A 17,935-nucleotide genomic window follows, 5' to 3' on the forward strand; every position below is an offset into this window, starting at 1 on the left:
GGGCCCAGCTCAGACACTCAGGAGCCGGCGCAGCCGGGCGACGTGACCCGTCGCGCGCACGTTGTAGAGCGCGTGCAGGAGGCGGCCCTTCTCATCGATCACGAACGTCGAGCGGATGACGCCCTTGATGACTTTGCCGTAGTTCAGCTTGTCGCCCCACACGCGGTACTTCAGGTGGACCTTGCGGTCGGGATCGCTCAGCAGGTCGTACGTGAGCCCGTCCTCGTGGCGGAAGCGCCGCAGCTTCTCGGGCGCGTCGCGGGAGACGCCCAGGATCGTGTAGCCGGCGGCCCGCAGCGGCGCGAGGCTGTCGCGGAAGTCGCACGCCTCCATCGTGCAGCCGAGCGTCATCGCCTCGGGATAGAAGAAGAGGATGACACGCCCGCCGCGCAGATCGCGCAGCGTCACCGGCCTCTCGTCCTGATCGAGGAGGGTGAAGGCGGGGGCGAGGGCGCCCGCCTCGAGGCGCCCGGTCGTCACGACTCCACCGCAGACGTCGAGGTGGCGCCCGCCCGCTGCGATGCCTTGTCGGCGAAGGTCAGCAGCAGGCGCTGCAGCGAATCCAGCCGCGCAGCGCCGCCCGGCCCCAGGCGCCCCTCGGCCACGGCTTCGACGATCGCGCAGTCGGGCGCATCCGGCAGATGCGTGCATCCGCGCGGGCACTCCTCGGCGATCTCGGCGAGGTCTGTGAACGCGCGCAGGATGTTGGCGGTGTCGACGTGACCGAGGCCGAACGACCGGACACCGGGCGTGTCGATGACCCAGCCGCTGCCGCCGACGCCGTGGTAGCGCAGCGACACGGTCGAACTGGAGGTGTGGCGCCCTCGGCCGGTCACCTCGTTCACGTGCCCGGTCGCGCGGCGCGCATCGGGCACCAGCACGTTCACGAGGGTCGACTTTCCGACGCCCGAGTGGCCGACGAACACCGTGGAGTGCCCGACCAGCGCCGCGCCGATGCGCTCCACGGGCATCTCATCGCGCGCGCTCGTGAAGACCTCGAGGTCGAGACCCTCGAAATGGGCCAGGAACCTCGACGGATCGGCGAGGTCGATCTTGGTCACCACGAGCAGGGGACGTATGCCGGCATCCAGCGCCGCGACGAGGTAGCGGTCGACGAGCCGCTCACGCGGCTCGGGATCGGCGGCCGCGACGACGACGAGCATCTGGTCCGCGTTCGCCACGATGATCCGCTCCACCTGGTCGGTGTCATCGGCGCTGCGTCGCAGCAGTGACGTGCGCTCCTCGATGCCGACGATGCGGGCCAGGGTCCCCCCGTCGCCGGTGCGGTCGCCCACGACCCTGGCGCGGTCGCCCGTGACGATCGGCATCTTGCGCAGCTCGCGGGCGCGCACTCCGAGCACCGTCCGCTCGTCTGGTCCGTCCTCGTCCACCAGCACCGTGTAACGACCCCGGTCGACGCCCAGCACGCGGGCGATCTCGGCATCGGCGTGCGGGGGGCGGCGCTTCGTGCGCGGGCGGTTGGCCTTGGGATTCGGTCGAACGCGTACATCCGCCTCGTCGAAGTCGGGTTCGTCGTCGTCGTCGAGATCCTCGAGCCAGCTCACGATGCGCGCATGGCCTCCGGCTGCAGGGCGTCGGGCGCGCCGCGGTCGTCGAGCATCCGCTGCCACAGCTGCGGGAATTGGGGCATGGTCTTGGCGGTGGTCGCGATGTCGTCGATCTCGACGCCCGGCACGCCGAGTCCCACCAGTGCGCCGGTCGTGGCGAGGCGATGATCGTGGTGCGCGCGCCAGCGTCCGGCATGCAGCGGCCGCGGGACGACGCGGATGCCGTCCTCGAGCTCGTGGGCCTCGCCGCCGAGGCTGCGCAGCTCGCCGACGAGAGCGGCGATGCGATCGGTCTCGTGTCCGCGGATGTGACCGATGCCGTAGAGGGTCGTGGGTGCCTCGGCGAATGCTGCGAGGGCGAAGATCGTTGGCGTCAGCTCGCCCGCGGCCGACAGGTCGAGATCGACGCCCTGGATGCCGCCGGAGCCGGCCGTCACCGTGAGAGCACCGCCCCGGCGCACGACCTTGGCGCCCATGAGCGTGAGGATCTCGGTCAGCATGGCGCCGGGCTGGGTGGAGTGGGCCGGCCACCCCGTGACCGACACCGACCCGCCTGCGATCATCGCTGCCGCCAGGAACGGCGCGGCGTTGGACAGGTCGGGCTCGATGGCCACGTCCTTGCCGCGGATCGTGCCCGCGGGGACGATCCATTCGCCGGTGCCCGGTCGCTCGACGTGGACGCCCCGATGTGCCAGCGACTCCACGGTCATGTCGATGTGGGGGATGCTGGGCAGACGCTCGCCGACGTGGACGAGGTGCAGGCCGACGTCGAACCGCGGTGCCGCAAGCAGCAGCCCCGACACGAACTGACTCGAAGCGCTCGCGTCGATGGTGACCTCGCCGCCCCGGACGTGCCCGTGGCCGCGGACGATGAACGGCAGCGCCCAGTGCCCGCCGTCGTCGATGTCGACGCCGACATCGCGCAGCGCCGTGATCATTGCGCCCATCGGGCGGTGCAGCGCGCTCTCGTGCGCCGTGAGCGCCACGTCGCCGGACGCGAAGCCGCCCAGGGCGGCGACGAACCGCATCACCGTGCCCGCCTGGCCGCAGTCGACGTCGGTGCCGCCCCGCAGCGGCCAGACAGGGTTGACGAGGATGTCGTCGCCGTACGTGCCCGTTCCGGTTTCGAAAGCGATGCCGACCCCGAGCGAGCGCAGGGCGTCGATCATGCGCGCCGAGTCGTCCGAGTGCAAGGGCGCGATCAGCCGGCTGGGCCCGTCGGCGAGCGCGGCGAGGATCAGCTCGCGGCTCGTCAGCGACTTGGACCCCGGCACGGTGACGGTCGCATGCAGAGGAGCAGGCGCGACGGGGGCCTGCCAGGGGCCGCGTGCGGCGGGCGTGAAGTCTGGGGAATACCTGTCGGCGGTCATCGGGTTCTACCCTACTGAACCCTGCCCGCCTACCAGCGAAAACGGAGCCCGATGATCGTCACTCTCGATCGCGCCGACCCCGAGGCATCCCTCTGGGCGGATTCGGGACTTTTCGACCCCGCCGTAGACTGGCGCGTGATGTCAGATCCCACTGAGCAGGTGCACGCCGACCCGGCGCAGGAAGCACGGACGCAGTTCGAAGAGCAGGCGCTGCCCTTCATGGACCAGCTGTACGCCGCAGCCATGCGCATGACCCGCAACCCCGCGGACGCGGCCGATCTCGTGCAGGAGACGTTCGTCAAGGCCTTCGCATCATGGCGGACGTTCACGCAGGGGACGAACCTCAAGGCGTGGCTGTACCGGATCCTCACGAACACGTACATCAACACGTACCGCAAGAAGCAGCGCGAGCCCTATCAGGGCACCATCGACGAACTCGAGGATTGGCAGCTCGGCGGAGCCGAGTCGACCACGGCGACGAGTTCTCGATCGGCCGAGGCAGAGGCGATCGATCGGATGCCGGCATCCGTCGTGAAGGACGCCCTGCAGGCCATCCCGGAGGACTTCCGGCTGGCGGTGTACCTCGCAGATGTCGAGGGCTTCGCCTACCAGGAGATCGCCGACATCATGAAGACCCCCATCGGCACGGTCATGAGCCGTCTGCATCGTGGCAGGCGAATGCTCCGTGAACTGCTCGCCGACTACGCGAAAGAGCGCGGCATCTCCACCGCCGCCACGAGGAGCCCCGAATGACCGATTGCGGCTGTGACCAGGCACGGCGCGACCTGGAGGAGTACCTGCGCCACGAGGTGTGCAAGACCGAGCAGGCCGACATCGCCGAGCACCTGGCGCATTGCGCCGACTGCACGGACGAGGCTCTCGTGGCGCGCACGCTCACCGAGGTGATCGCGCGGGCATGCAGGGAGTCCGCGCCCGAGGAGCTGCGCGACCAGGTGCTGGCGTCGCTGCGGGCGGTGCAGGCGACGCACTGACGTCGCACGCCTGACGCAGATCCTGCGCAGGCCCCTTAGAGGTTCATCACAGGGCCAGGTCATAGTGTCTCCTCGTCGAGAGGCGGGGAGCGCATGGACGGATCGACCGTCGACACGGTCGCGCGGAGCGACGAGCGCTCGACCCCGGCATGGGCTCTGCGCTGGCTGAGTCGCACCGGCGTCTACGTCCGACGCAATCCCGTTGCCGTGGGATTCGGAGTCCTCGTGCTCATTACCTCCGGCATGACCGGGGGCCTGTGGGGACTCGAGGTGTCCGACACGCTCGGATGGGGAGCGGCTTCACTGCTGACACCGTCGATGTGGTGGACCATGGCGACCTCGCTCGTCATCCCCGACTCCACCGTGGACGCCGTGCTGTCGGTACTGCTCGCTCTGACGGCGCTGGCGGTGGCGGAACGCATCCTCGGATCGGCGCGCACGCTGATCTCGATGGCCGTCACGGGGGTGGTCGCACTGTTCGTCGGCGCTGCTGTGCAGGTGCTGCTCTCGGGCACCCCCGTCGTCAGCGCCGCGGCCACGCGCGCGACCGTGCTCGACCCGGCGATCGTGATCGCAGGGGCACTGATGGCGGCGTCGGGGCTGGCCGGTGCGCTGTGGCGTCGGCGCATCCGCATCGTCGCTCTCGCCATCGTGGGCATGTTCGCCCTCTACGCCGGCGATGTCGACTCGTGGTACCGGCTCATCGCCGCATTGACCGCGCTGGCTCTCGGCCTTCTCTTCGCCCGCGACGTGCCGAGGCGCCCGTGGCATCGAAGCTCCACACGCGAGACGCGATCCCTCGTCGCGACGATCGTCGCGGTCACGGGCCTCGGCCCCATCGCCGCCCTGATCGCCGGCGGCGGACGCGGACCGCTGTCGCTCGTCGCGACGTCCTTCGCGCAGTTCGACCAGGAGATCGTCAACCGATGCGAGGCGCAGTACGTGCGGGCGTGCGACCATCAGTTCGCTTTGCTCGTCACGCGGGGCGTCGGCCCGGCCCTCCTGGCGATCGTGCCCCTCGTCCTCCTGCTCGTCGCTGCGTGGGGCCTGCGGTCGGGGCGCCGTGTGGCATGGATGATCGCGGTCGGCGTCAACGCGGCGCTCGCGATCCTCGCGACGGTCTCGGTGATCTTCGGCGAAGTCTTCTTCGCCGATCCTGTCGACGGAGCCGCCTTCGAGTGGGCGCTCTGGGTGATCTCGACCATCGGCGTTCCGGTGGGAGTCCTCGTGACGCTGATCGTCACGCGCCATCGGTTCCAGGTGCGCGCCCCATGGGCCGCGATCCGCGCGCTGTGGATCACGACCGGCACCGCGTTCGTCATGTGCACGCTCGTGTTCCTGCTCGTCGAGTCGCTGTTCCCGCGCGCCTTCTCCGTGCAGCCGCGTGTCGCCGACCTGTTCGTGGAGGCGGTGCGCCGGTTCATCCCTCCGGTCTTCCTGCAGGGGATCGGCGAGCCTCCGTATCCGCACCGGGGCGCGGCGCTCGTCGTCTACCAGTGGATCGGGGTGGCATTCTGGCTGATCGCGGTCGTGGCGATCCTGCGGCTGTACCGCGCAACCTCCAGGCCCGTCGGAGCGGCCGGGGAGTCCGCGACGCTGTATCGGTCGCTCCTTCGGCGCGGCGGTGGCACGCTGTCGTTCATCGGCACGTGGCGGGGCAACGAGCAGTGGTTCAGCGACGATCTGCAGGCCGCCGTGGCATACCGCGTGGTGAACGGAGTCGCGCTCGCCGTCGCCGATCCGCTCTGCGTGCCGTCGCGTGCGTCGGACACGCTCCGGGAGTTCGCCGAGTTCGCCATCGGTCGCGGGTGGACGCCCGTGTTCTACAGCATCCACGATGACTACCTTCCCGCCTTCGCCGACATGGGCTGGCACGTCGCGTCGGTCGGGGAGGAGACCGTCATGCACCTGCCCGAGCTCGAGATGGTCGGAAAGCCATGGCAGAAGGTGCGGTACCCCTTGCACCGCGCGGAGCGCGAGGGGATGACCGCGGAGTGGACCAGCTGGCGAGCGCTGACCCCGGCGATGACCTCGCAGATCGCGGCGATCAGCGAGCAGTGGGTCACCGATCGGGAGCTGCCCGAGATGGGCTTCACTCTCGGCGGTATGGAAGAGCTCACCGATCCCGACGTCGCCCTGCTCCTCGCCGTCGACGCCGACGGACGGCTTCGTGCCGTGACCAGCTGGATGCCGTCATGGCGCGACGGCGTGCTCGTGGGCTGGACCCTCGACTTCATGCGCCGGGAGGCCGATGCGCCCAACGGCGTGATCGAGTTCCTGATCGCGAAGGCCGCCCTGCTGATGAAGGAGCAGGGGCTGGAAGTGCTGAGTCTCTCGGGCGCGCCGCTCGCGGAGAAGCCGCTCGCCGATGGCGAGGTGGCGCCCGATCCGACGATGCTGTCGTCGTTCCTCGCCTGGCTCGGCGGGGTTCTCGAGCCGGTGTACGGATTCGCCTCGCTGTTCCGCTTCAAGAGCAAGTTCCACCCCGCGTACCGCACGCTCTACATGGCGTTCGCCGATCCGGTGTCGCTTCCCGCGATCGGGTCGGCGGTGGCACGCGCCTATGTTCCGGATGCCTCGCCCCGTGAGTACGTCGCGCTCGTGCGAAACCTGCTCTCCGGCCCCTCGCCCACGACGACGGGCGGCCACAGGTGATCCGCTGGCTTCTGGGGCTCGAACTCATCGACGGGTGGGTCCTCCCGGGGTTCGGCATCCTCATCGTCGCCCTGCTCGTGGTGGTCACCGGCATGAAGCCGCGCCATCCGGTCCGTGTGGCGATCGGCGCCGCGAGCGGCGCCGCGATCGCCGTCGCTCTGGTCGTGACCTCCGACGCCCTCGACATGTTCGACGTTCCCATTCCCGCGCAGGCGGTCATCTGGGCGACGGTCGGTCTGACGGCGGCCGGTGCAGGCATCGCCTCGCTCTGGGGTGGACCGTGGTGGCGGACAGCGCTCGCCGGCATCCTGATCCTCGCCTCCGTCGTGTGGGGGGCGCTCGGGGTGAACCGGACGTTCGGCATCACCCACACCCTCGCGGCCATCATCGGCGTGCAGGCGCTGAGTCCTGTCGCGCTGCCGACGGCGACGCCCTCGCCCTCCTCGACCACGTCGCCGCCCTACGAGACATGGGTCGCTCCCGCGGGCATGCGCGCGAAGGGTGTCGTGGGTGCGCTCGCCGGCGCGAACCGCATCCCGTCGCCCGGTTTCGCGGCCAGGGACGCTGCGGTCTACCTTCCGCCTGCGGCCCTCGTGGCGCATCCACCCCGACTCCCGTTGATCGTGTTCATGATGGGGCAGCCCGGCTCACCGGATCCGACAGCGCTCGCGAAGGTGCTGGACGCATTCGCGGCCGCGCACCACGGACTTGCTCCCATCGCGATCGTGGCCGATCAGCTCGCGAGCCCGGTCCTCGATCCGGCATGCCATGACTCCACGACATACGGCGCCGTCTCCACGTACTTCAACATCGAGATCCCGGCATACGCCCGGACGCATCTGAACATCATCGACGACTCGGCGTCGTGGGTGATCGGAGGCTACTCGAACGGCGGCGCATGCGCTCTGCTCTGGGGGAGCCAGCATCCCGAGATCTGGGGGAACGTGCTCGACGTGTCCGGAAACGAGTTCCCGGGTTCCGAAGCCGTCGGGTCGACGATCGCGAAGGTCTTCGCAGGCGACCGCGCGGCGTTCGAGGCGGCCAAGCCGGCGGCCGTGATGGCAGCCAATGCGGGAAGGTACGACGGTCACACCGCCGTGTTCACCTCGGGCGGCGACGACACCAGGTACGGCCCAGGGCTGCGGGCGAACGCCGAGGCGGCGAGCGCCGCCGGATTCACCGTGGAGTTCGAGACGGTGCCGGGCGCCGGGCATATCGGACCCGCGCTCGACGGCGGACTCGCGCTGGCGATCCCGGCGCTCGGCACGGCCGTCGGACTGTCGCCCCCGTAGCGATGGACGGCCGCGTCAAGCCTCGCGGACGTACAGCGACAGCGCGCCAGGCACGACCTCGACGGCGAGCGGCAGCGTGCCGATCGGATCGCCGTCTGCGTACGCGGTGACGCCTGACGCCGCCAGCCGCGCTGTGCGCACCCGGAACATCGACACCTCGTCGACGGACGCGTGCGTGCCCTTGTAGACGCGCGGCAGCAGCCGCAGCAGCCGCAGGCGTCCAGCAGGTCGGACGATCGCGACATCCAGCAGGCCGTCGGAAGGATCGGCATCCGGACAGATCGGGATGCCGCCGCCATACGTGCCGCCGTTGCCGATCGTCGCCATCACGAGATCTCCCGCGATGCGCTGGGCGGACCCGTCGTCGAGCACGAGCTCGACATCGTACGGGATGCCGCGCAACGTGAGGAACTCGATGAGGATCGCGATGTTGTAGCGCGAGCCTCCCCGCGGCCACCGCATGGCGTTGGCGCGGTCGTTGACGCGCGAATCGAACCCGCTCGCGAGCACGCTGCCGAAGTACTCGGTCGAGCCGTCGGTGCGGGTCACTCTCGCGAGATCGATCCGGCGTGTCCGCCCCGCGGCGATCGTGTCGGCGGCTGCCGCGACATCCAGCTCTCGCAGCCCGACGGCGGCGGCCATGTCGTTTCCGGTGCCCGCCGGGATGATGCCGAGCGGGATGCCGCTCCCCGCGAGCTCCTGGATCGCGAGATGCACCGTGCCGTCGCCGCCTGCGACGACGACCGCGTCGGTGCCGAGCCCGATGGCGGTGCGCAGCAGGTCGCTGGACTCGGCCGCACTGCCGGCGCTGATGATCGTGGTGCGGATGCCGTGTGCGCGGAGGCGCTCGGCGGCTTCCGCGCCCGCGCCGCGGTGCGAGCCGGCACGCGCCGCCGGGTTGACGAGCAGGACGACGCTCACGCGGCGCCGCCCGCGCTGGCCGGCAGGGGGACGACCAGCGCGCCCGGGTTCATGATCCCGCGCGGATCCACGGTCGCCTTCACCGCGCGGAGGATCTCCACTCCGAGCGTGCCGATCTCGGTCTCGAGGTACGGCCGGTGGTCGCGACCTACGGCATGGTGGTGGGTGATCGTGCCGTGGGCCGCCCCGATCGCGCGGGAGGCGGCATCCTTCGCGGCGTGCCATTGAGCGAGTGGATCGTCGGTGAGCGCCGCGACGACCGTGAAGTAGAGCGAGGCGCCCGCCGCGTAGACGTGCGAGATGTGGCACAGCACGATGGGTCTGGTGCCGCCGGCCGCGAGGGTCTGCGTGACTGCGTCTGTGACCGCTCGCTTGAGCTCAGCCAGCCGGGTCCAGGTCGTCGCGGTCTCGAGCGTCTCGGCGAGGACGCCGGCGTCCATCAGGGTGTCGCGCAGCGCCGGCGACGAGAACCGGCCACGCTCCCAGGAGCGGGCCGGGTCCTCGCCGCGGGGAGTGCCGCCGTGGGCGGCGAAGACGGCGTCCAGCTGTGATCGGGCCGCCTCGACCTCTCTGTCATCGGCGCCATCGAAGGTGGCGACCGCGAGGCAGCCGCGCAGCCGCGTGAGGTGCCCGCCGAGTGCCGCGTTCACCCGCGTCTCGGTGGCGTCGCTGAGGCGGAGGACGGTGGGACGGATGCCGCGCTGCGTCGCCTCGCGGAGCGCCTCGGCGCCGGACCCGAAGTCGGGGAAGGTCCACGCTGCGTACCCGGTGGCGCCCGGCAGAGGTCTCACCCGCACGGTGACCTCGGTGAGCACGCCGAACGCCCCCTCCGACCCGAGGAACAGCTCGCGGAGGTCGGGGCCGGCGGCGCTCGCAGGGGCCCGGCCCAGCGACAGGTCACCCACCGGCGTCGCGATGCGCAGGGCATGCACCAGATCGTCGAATCGTCCGTACCCGCGCGACGCCTGGCCGCTGGATCGTGTCGCGGCGAATCCCCCGATCGTCGCGTATTCGAAGCTCTGCGGGAAATGGCCGAGCGTGAATCCGTGGGCCCGCAGCAGCTCCTCGGCCTGCGGCCCCGTCGTTCCCGCACCGAAGGTCGCGAGCAGCGAGGTCTCGTCCAGGTCGAGAAGAGCCGCGGTGGGTGCGAGGTCGAGAGCGATCACGACGTCGTGAGAGCCGCGCTGGGGGTCGACGCCGCCGACGACGGAGGTGCCGCCGCCGAACGGCACGACCGCGATCCCGCGCCTCTGGCATTCTGCGAGCACCGCGAGCACCTCGTCGTGCGACGCCGTCGACACCACCGCGTCGGGAGCGGGCTGCGGGTCGTCGAGCCGGCGCCGCAGCAGGTCGGGTGTGCTCTTGCCGCCGAGATGCAGCATCCGCACCGAATCGTCGGGAGTGGCGGCGCCCTCGCCCACGATCGCGCTCAGCGCGGCGAGGTCCGCGTCGCCGATCCGGGATGCCGTGAGGGTCGGGGCGGCCCGACGGGCGACCGGTCGCGGCCTGCCGCGCAGGATCGTGGCGAGGATCGCCTTGGCCCCGGCCGGGAGCCGCGCCTGGTCGGTCCCCCAGGCATCCCAGTCGGAGCGGGGTCGTACCGTCGGCACCTCGACGACACGAACGGCGGGTTCGGGGCTCGACGGCGTCGTCGCAGGCATGGCGACAGTATGACACATTCTGTATGGTTGTCACATGGTCGATGGGGTTCCCGACACCGTGAGCGCGATCCTCGACGCCGCGCTCGAAGAGGTGCTGGAGCACGGGATCCGCCGGACGACGGCATCCGACATCGCCCGTCGCTGCGGCATCGCCCGCCAGACGCTGTACCGCTACTGGCCGGACGTGCAGTCGGTGTTCGCAGCCCTCGTGACGCGCGAGCTGCTCGCCGTCCTGCCGGAGCCGCACGCTCGGGCAGAGGATCTCGCCGCCCTGGTGGACACGCTCGTCGACACGGCCGAGCGGGTGCGCCGGCTGCCGCTCGTGGACAGGCTCCGCGACACCGACCCCGAGCTGTTCGCGCGGTACATCCTCGAGCGGCTCGGCACCAGCCAGCGCGCGATCCACGCCGAGCTGGTGCGCGGGATCAGCGCCGGCCAGCGCGCCGGCTGGGTGCGCCCTGGCGACGCGGCGCAGTTCGCGGCGATGGTGCTGCTGATCGTCCAGTCGGCCGTGCAGTCCGCACCGCTCGTGATCGAGTGGCTCCCGCCCGAGCGCTGGCGACGGGAGCTCTCACTGGCGCTCACCGGCTATCTCAGGGTCCCGTCATGAGCGTCCGAATCGTCGGACGGACGCCGCTGCCGTCGGCGCTCCATGCCGGGCGACGGCTGCGCGAGATCGAGGCGCTGTCGGCGAATCCCGACATCGATGTGCTGGTGATCGGCGGCGGAGCCACGGGGGCGGGCATCGCACTGGATGCCGCGAGCAGAGGGCTGCGCACGGTTCTCGTCGAGCGGAACGACCTCGCCCACGGCACGAGCCGCTGGAGCTCGAAGCTCATCCACGGCGGACTGCGCTACCTCGCGACCGGCCAGGTCGCCATCGCGCACGAGAGCGCCTCGGAGCGGCACCTGCTGATGACGAGGATCGCACCGCACCTCGTGCGCCCCATGGCGCAGGTGCTGCCGCTGTACGCGCCCGGGCACATGTCGCGCGGCGCATACATCGGCATCGGCTACGGACTCGGAGACGGACTGCGGCGGATCGTCGGCACTCCCGACGCCCTGCTCCACTCGCCTGGGCCGATCGGCCGCGACGAGACGCTGCGGCTCGCGCCTGCCCTGCGCGCCGAGGCGCTCCGCGGCGGGATGCGAGGCTGGGACGGCCAGCTCATCGACGACGCCCGGCTGGTGGTGGCTGTTGCGCGGACCGCCGCCGGGTACGGGGCATCCATCCTCACGCGCGTCGAGGCACGCGAGGCCGACGGCGGCAGTGCCCTCCTGCGCGACCTGGCGACGGGCACGGACATCCGTGTGCGCGCGCGCGCCGTCCTCAACGCCACCGGAGTATGGGCGGGCGAACTCGATCCCGGGGTGCGGCTGCGCCCCAGTCGCGGCACGCACCTGGTCGTCGAAGCGGCGAGGCTCGGCGGGTCGGACGTGTCGCTGACGATCCCGGTGGCCGGCTCGTCGAGCCGCTTCGTGTTCACCCTGCCCGCACCCCATGGCCGCGCTTACATCGGGCTGACCGACATGCCGGCGGATGACGGCATCCCGGATGTGCCGCAGGCGACGGATGCCGAGATCGACATGCTCCTCGACACCGTCAGCACGGTGCTGGCAGCGCCGCTGACGCGTGCCGACCTGAGCGGGACGTTCGCCGGCCTGCGGCCCCTCCTGGCCGGGGCCGAGGACGGCGAGACGAGCGACCTCTCACGGCGCCACGCGATCATCGAGTCACCCAGCGGGCTGCTCAGCGTCGTCGGCGGCAAGCTCACCACGTACCGGCGGATGGCGCAGGACGCCGTCGACACAGCCGTGGCACGCCGCTTCGCGCCCGAGACGGTGCCGGCGTCACGCACACGTGCGCTTCCGCTGGTGGGTGCCTGGCCGCGGCCGAGGCTGATCGAGATAGCGGCCCCGCCACGGCTGGTGCGCCGCTACGGCGCAGAGGCGCCCTTCGCCGCGGCCCTGTCCGACGGCCCGGCCGCCGCTCGCGGAGTCACGGCGCAGGAGCTGCAGTGGGGGATCGCCGTCGAGGGCGCGCTCACTGTCGACGATGTGCTCGACCGGCGGACACGCCTCGGCCTCGTCGCGGCGGACCGTGAATCCTCGTGGGATGCCGCGGCCGCCGCCTTCGAGCGCGCCGGCGTCGATCCGCTGTAGCGGTTTGGCAGGAATCCGCGGAACGTAGGCGGAATGCCGCGAACGGAGGTCGGTGGCGTCCTGGACACTGGAAGCATGACAGCGCCCGATGCCCCGACGCCGCCGGCTCACGGCCGGATCGGGATCGTCCAAGGCACGGCGCTGTACATCGCCTCGGTGCTCGGGACGGGGCTGCTGGTGCTGCCCGGCCTCGCGGCGGGCGTCGCCGGCCCCGCCAGCATCGTCGCCGTGATCGCCGTGATCGGTCTCTCGATCCCGCTCGCCGGCACCTTCGCGGTGCTGGCGGCACGTTATCCCGACCCCGGCGGCGTCGCCAGCTACGTGCGCCGCGCGCTCGGCGATACCGCCGCCCGCATGACCGGGTACTGGTTCATGTTCGGGGTGTGCGCCGGCGCGCCGGTCGTGGCCGTGCTCGGTGCGAACTACGTCGTGGCCATCGCCGGGATCGATCGCTCGATGATCCCGGTCATCGCACTGGCGATCCTCGTGCCGCCGTTCGTCGCCAACGCCTTCGGCGTGCGCGTGGCGGGGTGGGTGCAGTTCGTCCTGACCGCGCTGCTGCTCACCGTCGTCGTCGGAGTCGTCGCGCTGGCCGCTCCGGCCGTCCAGCCGCAGAGCTTCACGCCCTTCCTGCCGCACGGCTGGGCCGGTGTCGGCACAGCCGTCAGCCTGTTCGTGTGGGCATTCGCCGGCTGGGAGGTGGGGACGCACATCTCGGGCGAGTTCCGCAACCCCCGGCGCGCCATCCCGATCGGCACGGCGATCGCGCTCGTCGTCACCGCAGCCTGCTACCTCGTCCTTCAGATCATCACCGTCGGTGCGCTCGGAGCATCGGCCGGCGAGGGCGCGGTGCCGCTGCTCGAACTCGCCCGCCTCGGATCGCCCGGGTTCGGCGCGGCGGCCGTCGGCGTCATCGCCGCGATCGTCGCGCTCGGGGTGATGAACGCCTATCTCGCCGCATTCGCCAAGCTCGGGGCATCCCTCGCCACGAATCGGGATCTGCCGCGGTGGTTCTCGAAGGGAGCGGAGGCGGGCGGCATCCCGCGCCGCGCGCTCGCCCTGACCGCGGTCGTCGTGCTCCTCTACTTCGGCCTGATGCTGCTTTCGGGGCTGCAGCTGAAGCCGTTCATCCTCGTGCACACCAGCAGCATGGTCGCCATCTACGCCATCGGCATGGTCGCCGCCGTGCGGCTGCTGCCGCGTGGTACGGCGGGATGGTGGATGGCGGTGATCGCCGCCGTGCTGTGCGCGGGGATGCTGATCCTCGCGATCGGCTCGCTGCTGCCTGCTGCGGGGCTCGCCGTCGCCGCCGGCAGTGTCACGATCGTCCGGCGCGCGCGCCGGCGGCGTCCGGATGCCGCACCGGGCCACCGCGGCCAGCGCGGGCAGGAGGGCTTGGACACCGCCGCTTCGCGAGCGACTCGATCCTGACCCGGCTCGGGCCGTGCGGCATCGGCCTCCGAACCCTAGAGCGTCAGAGCCTTCTGCATGATCGCGGCCTGTTCGAGGGCGTGCACCTTGGGCGATCCCGCCGCCGTCGACGCTGCCGCCGCGCGGGACACGCGCTTGATGGTGCGCCCGTGCAGATGCTTGACGACCTCGAGGGCGATGAAGGGCCACGCGCCCTGGTTCTCGGGCTCGTCCTGCACCCACAGGAGCTGCGCGTTCGGGTAGCTGTCGATGACGGCGTTGAGCTCGTCGATCGGAGCCGGGTAGTACTGCTCGAGCCGCACGAGGGCGATCTCGGGGTTCGGGCTCTTCTCCAGCTCGGCTCGCAGGTCCCAGTGGATCTTGCCGGCGTGCAGCAGGACGCGCTTCACGGCGCTCTTGTCGAGCCCGCGGTCGTCGTCGAGCACCGGCTCGAAACGGCCGGTGAGGAAGTCCTCGACCGGGCTCGTCGCACCACGCAGGCGCAGCATCGCCTTGGGGGTGAAGACGATGAGCGGGCGACGCGGCCGCGAGTACGCCTGGCGGCGCAGCAGGTGGAAGTACGAGGCCGGCGTCGACGGCCGGGCGACGATCATGTTGTCCTGCGCGCACATCTGCAGGTACCGCTCGATGCGCGCGGAGGAATGGTCGGGACCCTGGCCCTCGTAGCCGTGGGGGAGCAGCAGCACGACGCTCGACTGCTGGCCCCACTTCTGGTCGGCGGCCCCGATGTACTCGTCGATCACCGACTGCGCGCCGTTGGCGAAGTCGCCGAACTGGGCCTCCCACAGCACGAGCGCGTCAGCCCGCTCGACCGAGTAGCCGTACTCGAAGGCCATCGCGGCGTATTCGCTCAGGAACGAGTCGTAGACCCAGAAACGGCCCTGGTCGTCGCTCAGGTTCGTGAGCGGGATCCACTCCTGGCCATTCACCCGATCGTGCAGCACGGAGTGACGCTGAACGAACGTGCCGCGACGCGAGTCCTGACCGGCCAGGCGCACGAACGTCTTCTCGAGCAGGAGCGAGCCGAACGCGAGCAGTTCGCCGAAGGCCCAGTCGATACCGCCGTTCCGGCTCATGTCCAGGCGCTTCTCGAGCAGCTGCTGCAGCTTCGGGTGCACCGTGAAGCCATCGGGCTTGTTGACGAACGTGTCGCCGATGAGCTGCACGACGTCGCGCGTGACCCCGGTGCTGTCGGGCTCTCCTGCGACGGGCTCGGGCGCGGCATCCGCCGTCACGACCCTCGACGACCCCGTCTCAGCCGCGTGCGTCTCGGCGAAGGCGATCTCGAGGCGGTTCTGGAAGTCGCGCTTGGCCTGCTCGTACTCCTCCTCGGTGATGTCGCCGCGTCCGACGAGCGCCTCGGTGTAGAGGCGTCGCACCGACCGCTTCGCCTCGATGAGGTTCGTCATCAGAGGCTGGGTCATCGACGGGTCGTCGCCCTCGTTGTGGCCGCGACGGCGGTAGCAGACGAGGTCGATGACGATATCGCGGTGGAAGCGCTCGCGGTATGCGAACGCCACCTGTGAGACGCGGACGACGGCCTCGGGATCGTCGCCGTTCACGTGGAGGACCGGTGCCTGGATCGTCTTCGCGACGTCGGTCGCGTACACCGAGGAGCGCCCGTCCTGCGGGGTCGTGGTGAAGCCGACCTGGTTGTTGACCACGACGTGGATGGTGCCGCCGGTGCGGTAGCCCCGCAGCTTCGACATCTGCAGCGTCTCGACGACGACGCCCTGCCCGGCGAACGCGGCATCGCCGTGCACGAGGATCGGCAGCCACGAGTAGGTGCCGACAGGCTTGCGGTCCTGCTTCGCGCGGACGATGCCTTCGAGCACGCCGTCCACGGTCTCGAGGTGGGACGGGTTGGCCGCGAGGTAGACCGGGATCTCCTTGCCACGATCGTCGACGAACGTGCCCTCTGTGCCGAGGTGGTACTTCACGTCACCCGAGCCGCTCTTGCTGCCGATCGACACGGAGCCTTCGAACTCGCGGAACACCTGGCCGTAGGTCTTGCCCGCGATGTTCGTGAGCACGTTGAGCCGGCCACGGTGGGCCATGCCGATGGCCGCACCGTCGAGACCCGCGTCGGCCGCGCCCTGGAGGATCTCGTCGAGCAGCGGGATGAGCGACTCGCCCCCTTCGAGGCTGAAGCGCTTCTGTCCGACGTACTTCGTCTGCAGGAACGTCTCGAACGCCTCGGCCTGGTTGAGCTTGTCGAGGATGCGCAGCTGCTCGTCGTGGCCCGGCTTGGTGTACTTGACCTCGATGTTCTCCTGGAACCAGCGGCGCTGGTCGGGATCCTGGATGTGCATGTACTCGATGCCGATGGTGCGGCAGTACGAGTCCCGCAGCACGCCGAGGATGTCGCGCAGCTTCATCTGGCGCTTGCCGCCGAAGCCGTTCGTGACGAACTCGCGGTCGAGGTCCCAGAAGGTCAGCCCGTGCTCCTCGATCTCGAGGTCGGGGTGGGTGCGCTGGACGTACTCGAGCGGGTCGATGGACGCCATCAGGTGGCCCCGGACGCGGAAGGAGTTGATGAGCTCCTGCACGCGAGCGGTCTTGTCCACGCGCTCGGCGAGGTCGACGTTGATGTCGGCCGCCCAGTGGATCGGGGCGTATGGGATGCGCAGCGCCGCGAAGATCGCGTCGTAGAAGCCGCGCTGGCCGATGAGCAGCTCGTGCACCTTCTTGAGGAACTCGCCCGAGCCGGCGCCCTGGATGACGCGGTGATCGTAGGTGCTGGTGAGGGTGATCGTCTTGCCGATCGCCAGCTCGTTGAGCGTCTTCTCGCTGGCACCCTGGAACTCGGCCGGGTACTCGAGCGCGCCGGCGCCGACGATGCAGCCCTGGCCCTTCATCAGGCGGGGGACGGAATGCACCGTGCCGATGCCGCCCGGGTTCGTGAGCGAGATCGTCGTGCCCTGGAAGTCGGCGGCCGTCAGCTTGTTGGCCCGCGCCCGGACGATCAGGTCTTCGTACGTGGTCAGGTACTCTCCGAAGGTCAGCGTGTCCGCGCGCTTGATGCTCGGAACCAGGAGTGCGCGCGTGCCGTCGGGCTTCGGCAGGTCGATCGCGATGCCGAGGTTGATGTGCGAGGGGGCCACGACCGACGGCTTGCCGTCGATCTCGGCGTAGAACACGTTCTGGCTCGGGAACTCCTTGAGCGCCTGGATGATCGCCCACCCGATCAGGTGGGTGAAGCTGATCTTGCCTCCGCGGGTGCGGGACATGTGGTTGTTGATCACGATCCGGTTGTCGATCATGAGTTTGGCGGGCACCGTCCGCACGCTCGTCGCGGTCGGGACGGTGAGCGACTCGTCCATGTTCGCGGCGAGGGTCTTGGGCATGCCGCGCAGGACGGTGACCTTGTCCTCCTCCGCAGCCGCGTCGGCGGCGGAGGGTGCCTCGGTCGGCGCCTGTGCCGGAATCGGCTGAGGCGACGCCGGGCGCGCAGTCGTGCGGGCGACCGGCTGCGCGCCGATGACGGGGACGGGGGCCGTGACGGGATGCGCGTCGCTCGCGGCGGCCCCCGGGGTTGCAGGCGCGGCTGCTTCGGCGGGTGCGGATGCCGCAGGCGCGGCGGGTGCGGATGCGGCAGGCGCGGCGGGTGCGGATGCCGGCGGCTTCGCGTCGGAGGCCGGCGCGGTCGGCGCCGACGGAACCGCGGCCCCGGTGTCGACGGGGTGGTATGCCTCGAGGATGGGCCACCACGCCTTGTCGACCGAGTTCTTGTCGATCTTGAACTGCTCGTACAGCTCGTCGACGAGCCATTCGTTGGCCCCGAACTCCCCTTCGTTCGAAACCCCGACGCCCGTCACCTGGCTCGACACGCTGGATCGCCTGCTTTCATCGGTGAAGATTCTGAGAACGTGCGGGGCGGAA

General features: G+C 70.5%; 13 protein-coding genes. 7 read left to right on the forward strand and 6 right to left on the reverse strand.

The window, feature by feature from the left end; translation table 11 throughout:
* Positions 1 to 9: 9 nt before the first annotated feature.
* Genes bcp through aroA form a run of 3 tightly spaced genes read right to left on the reverse strand, consistent with a single transcriptional unit; the run spans position 10 to position 2,938 of the window.
* Positions 10 to 480: a thioredoxin-dependent thiol peroxidase gene (gene bcp / locus ABD212_RS02780; protein ID WP_344090960.1), complete on the reverse strand. Its 471-nt coding sequence runs from the start codon at positions 478 to 480 to the stop codon at positions 10 to 12.
* Entirely contained in the window at positions 477 to 1,565 is a 1,089-nt protein-coding gene (rsgA, locus tag ABD212_RS02785; protein WP_344090961.1) for a ribosome small subunit-dependent GTPase A, read from the reverse strand. Before rsgA ends, bcp begins: the two co-directional genes overlap by 4 nt.
* Entirely contained in the window at positions 1,562 to 2,938 is a 1,377-nt protein-coding gene (gene aroA, locus ABD212_RS02790) for a 3-phosphoshikimate 1-carboxyvinyltransferase (RefSeq protein ID WP_344090962.1), read from the reverse strand. The genes rsgA and aroA overlap by 4 nt, the downstream gene beginning before the upstream one ends.
* 51 nt (positions 2,939 to 2,989) lie before the next feature.
* Here aroA and ABD212_RS02795 point away from each other — a divergent pair, with 51 nt between their 5' ends.
* The 4 genes from ABD212_RS02795 to ABD212_RS02810 all read left to right on the forward strand — a co-directional run bounded on the left by ABD212_RS02795 (position 2,990) and on the right by ABD212_RS02810 (position 7,877).
* Positions 2,990 to 3,691, forward strand: coding sequence for a sigma-70 family RNA polymerase sigma factor (locus ABD212_RS02795; protein ID WP_425561224.1), 702 nt, complete (start codon positions 2,990 to 2,992; stop codon positions 3,689 to 3,691).
* On the forward strand, positions 3,688 to 3,930 hold the full coding sequence (locus tag ABD212_RS02800) for a zf-HC2 domain-containing protein (protein WP_344090965.1): 243 nt from the start codon (positions 3,688 to 3,690) through the stop codon (positions 3,928 to 3,930). The genes ABD212_RS02795 and ABD212_RS02800 overlap by 4 nt, the downstream gene beginning before the upstream one ends.
* 93 nt (positions 3,931 to 4,023) lie before the next feature.
* A complete protein-coding gene (locus ABD212_RS02805; protein ID WP_344090968.1) occupies positions 4,024 to 6,585 on the forward strand; it encodes a bifunctional lysylphosphatidylglycerol flippase/synthetase MprF in 2,562 nt (853 codons plus the stop codon).
* A complete protein-coding gene (locus ABD212_RS02810; protein WP_344090971.1) occupies positions 6,582 to 7,877 on the forward strand; it encodes an alpha/beta hydrolase in 1,296 nt (431 codons plus the stop codon). The genes ABD212_RS02805 and ABD212_RS02810 overlap by 4 nt, the downstream gene beginning before the upstream one ends.
* 15 nt (positions 7,878 to 7,892) lie before the next feature.
* Here ABD212_RS02810 and ABD212_RS02815 read toward each other — a convergent pair whose 3' ends face one another.
* Together ABD212_RS02815 and ABD212_RS02820 are read right to left on the reverse strand one after the other, a co-directional pair.
* A complete protein-coding gene (locus tag ABD212_RS02815; protein WP_344090973.1) occupies positions 7,893 to 8,798 on the reverse strand; it encodes a diacylglycerol kinase in 906 nt (301 codons plus the stop codon).
* Positions 8,795 to 10,459, reverse strand: coding sequence for an FAD-binding oxidoreductase (locus ABD212_RS02820; protein ID WP_344090976.1), 1,665 nt, complete (start codon positions 10,457 to 10,459; stop codon positions 8,795 to 8,797). The genes ABD212_RS02815 and ABD212_RS02820 overlap by 4 nt, the downstream gene beginning before the upstream one ends.
* Positions 10,460 to 10,493: 34 nt before the next feature.
* Between ABD212_RS02820 and ABD212_RS02825 the strand changes: the two genes are divergently transcribed.
* The 3 genes from ABD212_RS02825 to ABD212_RS02835 all read left to right on the forward strand — a co-directional run bounded on the left by ABD212_RS02825 (position 10,494) and on the right by ABD212_RS02835 (position 14,053).
* Positions 10,494 to 11,069: a TetR/AcrR family transcriptional regulator gene (locus ABD212_RS02825; RefSeq protein WP_344090977.1), complete on the forward strand. Its 576-nt coding sequence runs from the start codon at positions 10,494 to 10,496 to the stop codon at positions 11,067 to 11,069.
* Positions 11,066 to 12,622, forward strand: coding sequence for a glycerol-3-phosphate dehydrogenase/oxidase (locus tag ABD212_RS02830; protein WP_344090978.1), 1,557 nt, complete (start codon positions 11,066 to 11,068; stop codon positions 12,620 to 12,622). The genes ABD212_RS02825 and ABD212_RS02830 overlap by 4 nt, the downstream gene beginning before the upstream one ends.
* A gap of 75 nt (positions 12,623 to 12,697) precedes the next feature.
* Positions 12,698 to 14,053 (forward strand): APC family permease, encoded by a 1,356-nt coding sequence (locus ABD212_RS02835; RefSeq protein ID WP_344090980.1) that lies wholly within the window; start codon positions 12,698 to 12,700, stop codon positions 14,051 to 14,053.
* Positions 14,054 to 14,088: 35 nt separating this feature from the next.
* On the opposite strand, the gene ABD212_RS02840 is transcribed toward ABD212_RS02835, so the two are convergent.
* Positions 14,089 to 17,883 carry a multifunctional oxoglutarate decarboxylase/oxoglutarate dehydrogenase thiamine pyrophosphate-binding subunit/dihydrolipoyllysine-residue succinyltransferase subunit gene (locus ABD212_RS02840; protein WP_344090982.1) on the reverse strand — a complete coding sequence of 1,265 codons (3,795 nt, stop codon included), beginning with the start codon at positions 17,881 to 17,883 and terminating at the stop codon, positions 14,089 to 14,091.
* Positions 17,884 to 17,935 lie beyond the last annotated feature (52 nt).

The organism is Microbacterium deminutum (assembly GCF_039530205.1).
GTDB lineage: Bacteria > Actinomycetota > Actinomycetes > Actinomycetales > Microbacteriaceae > Microbacterium > Microbacterium deminutum.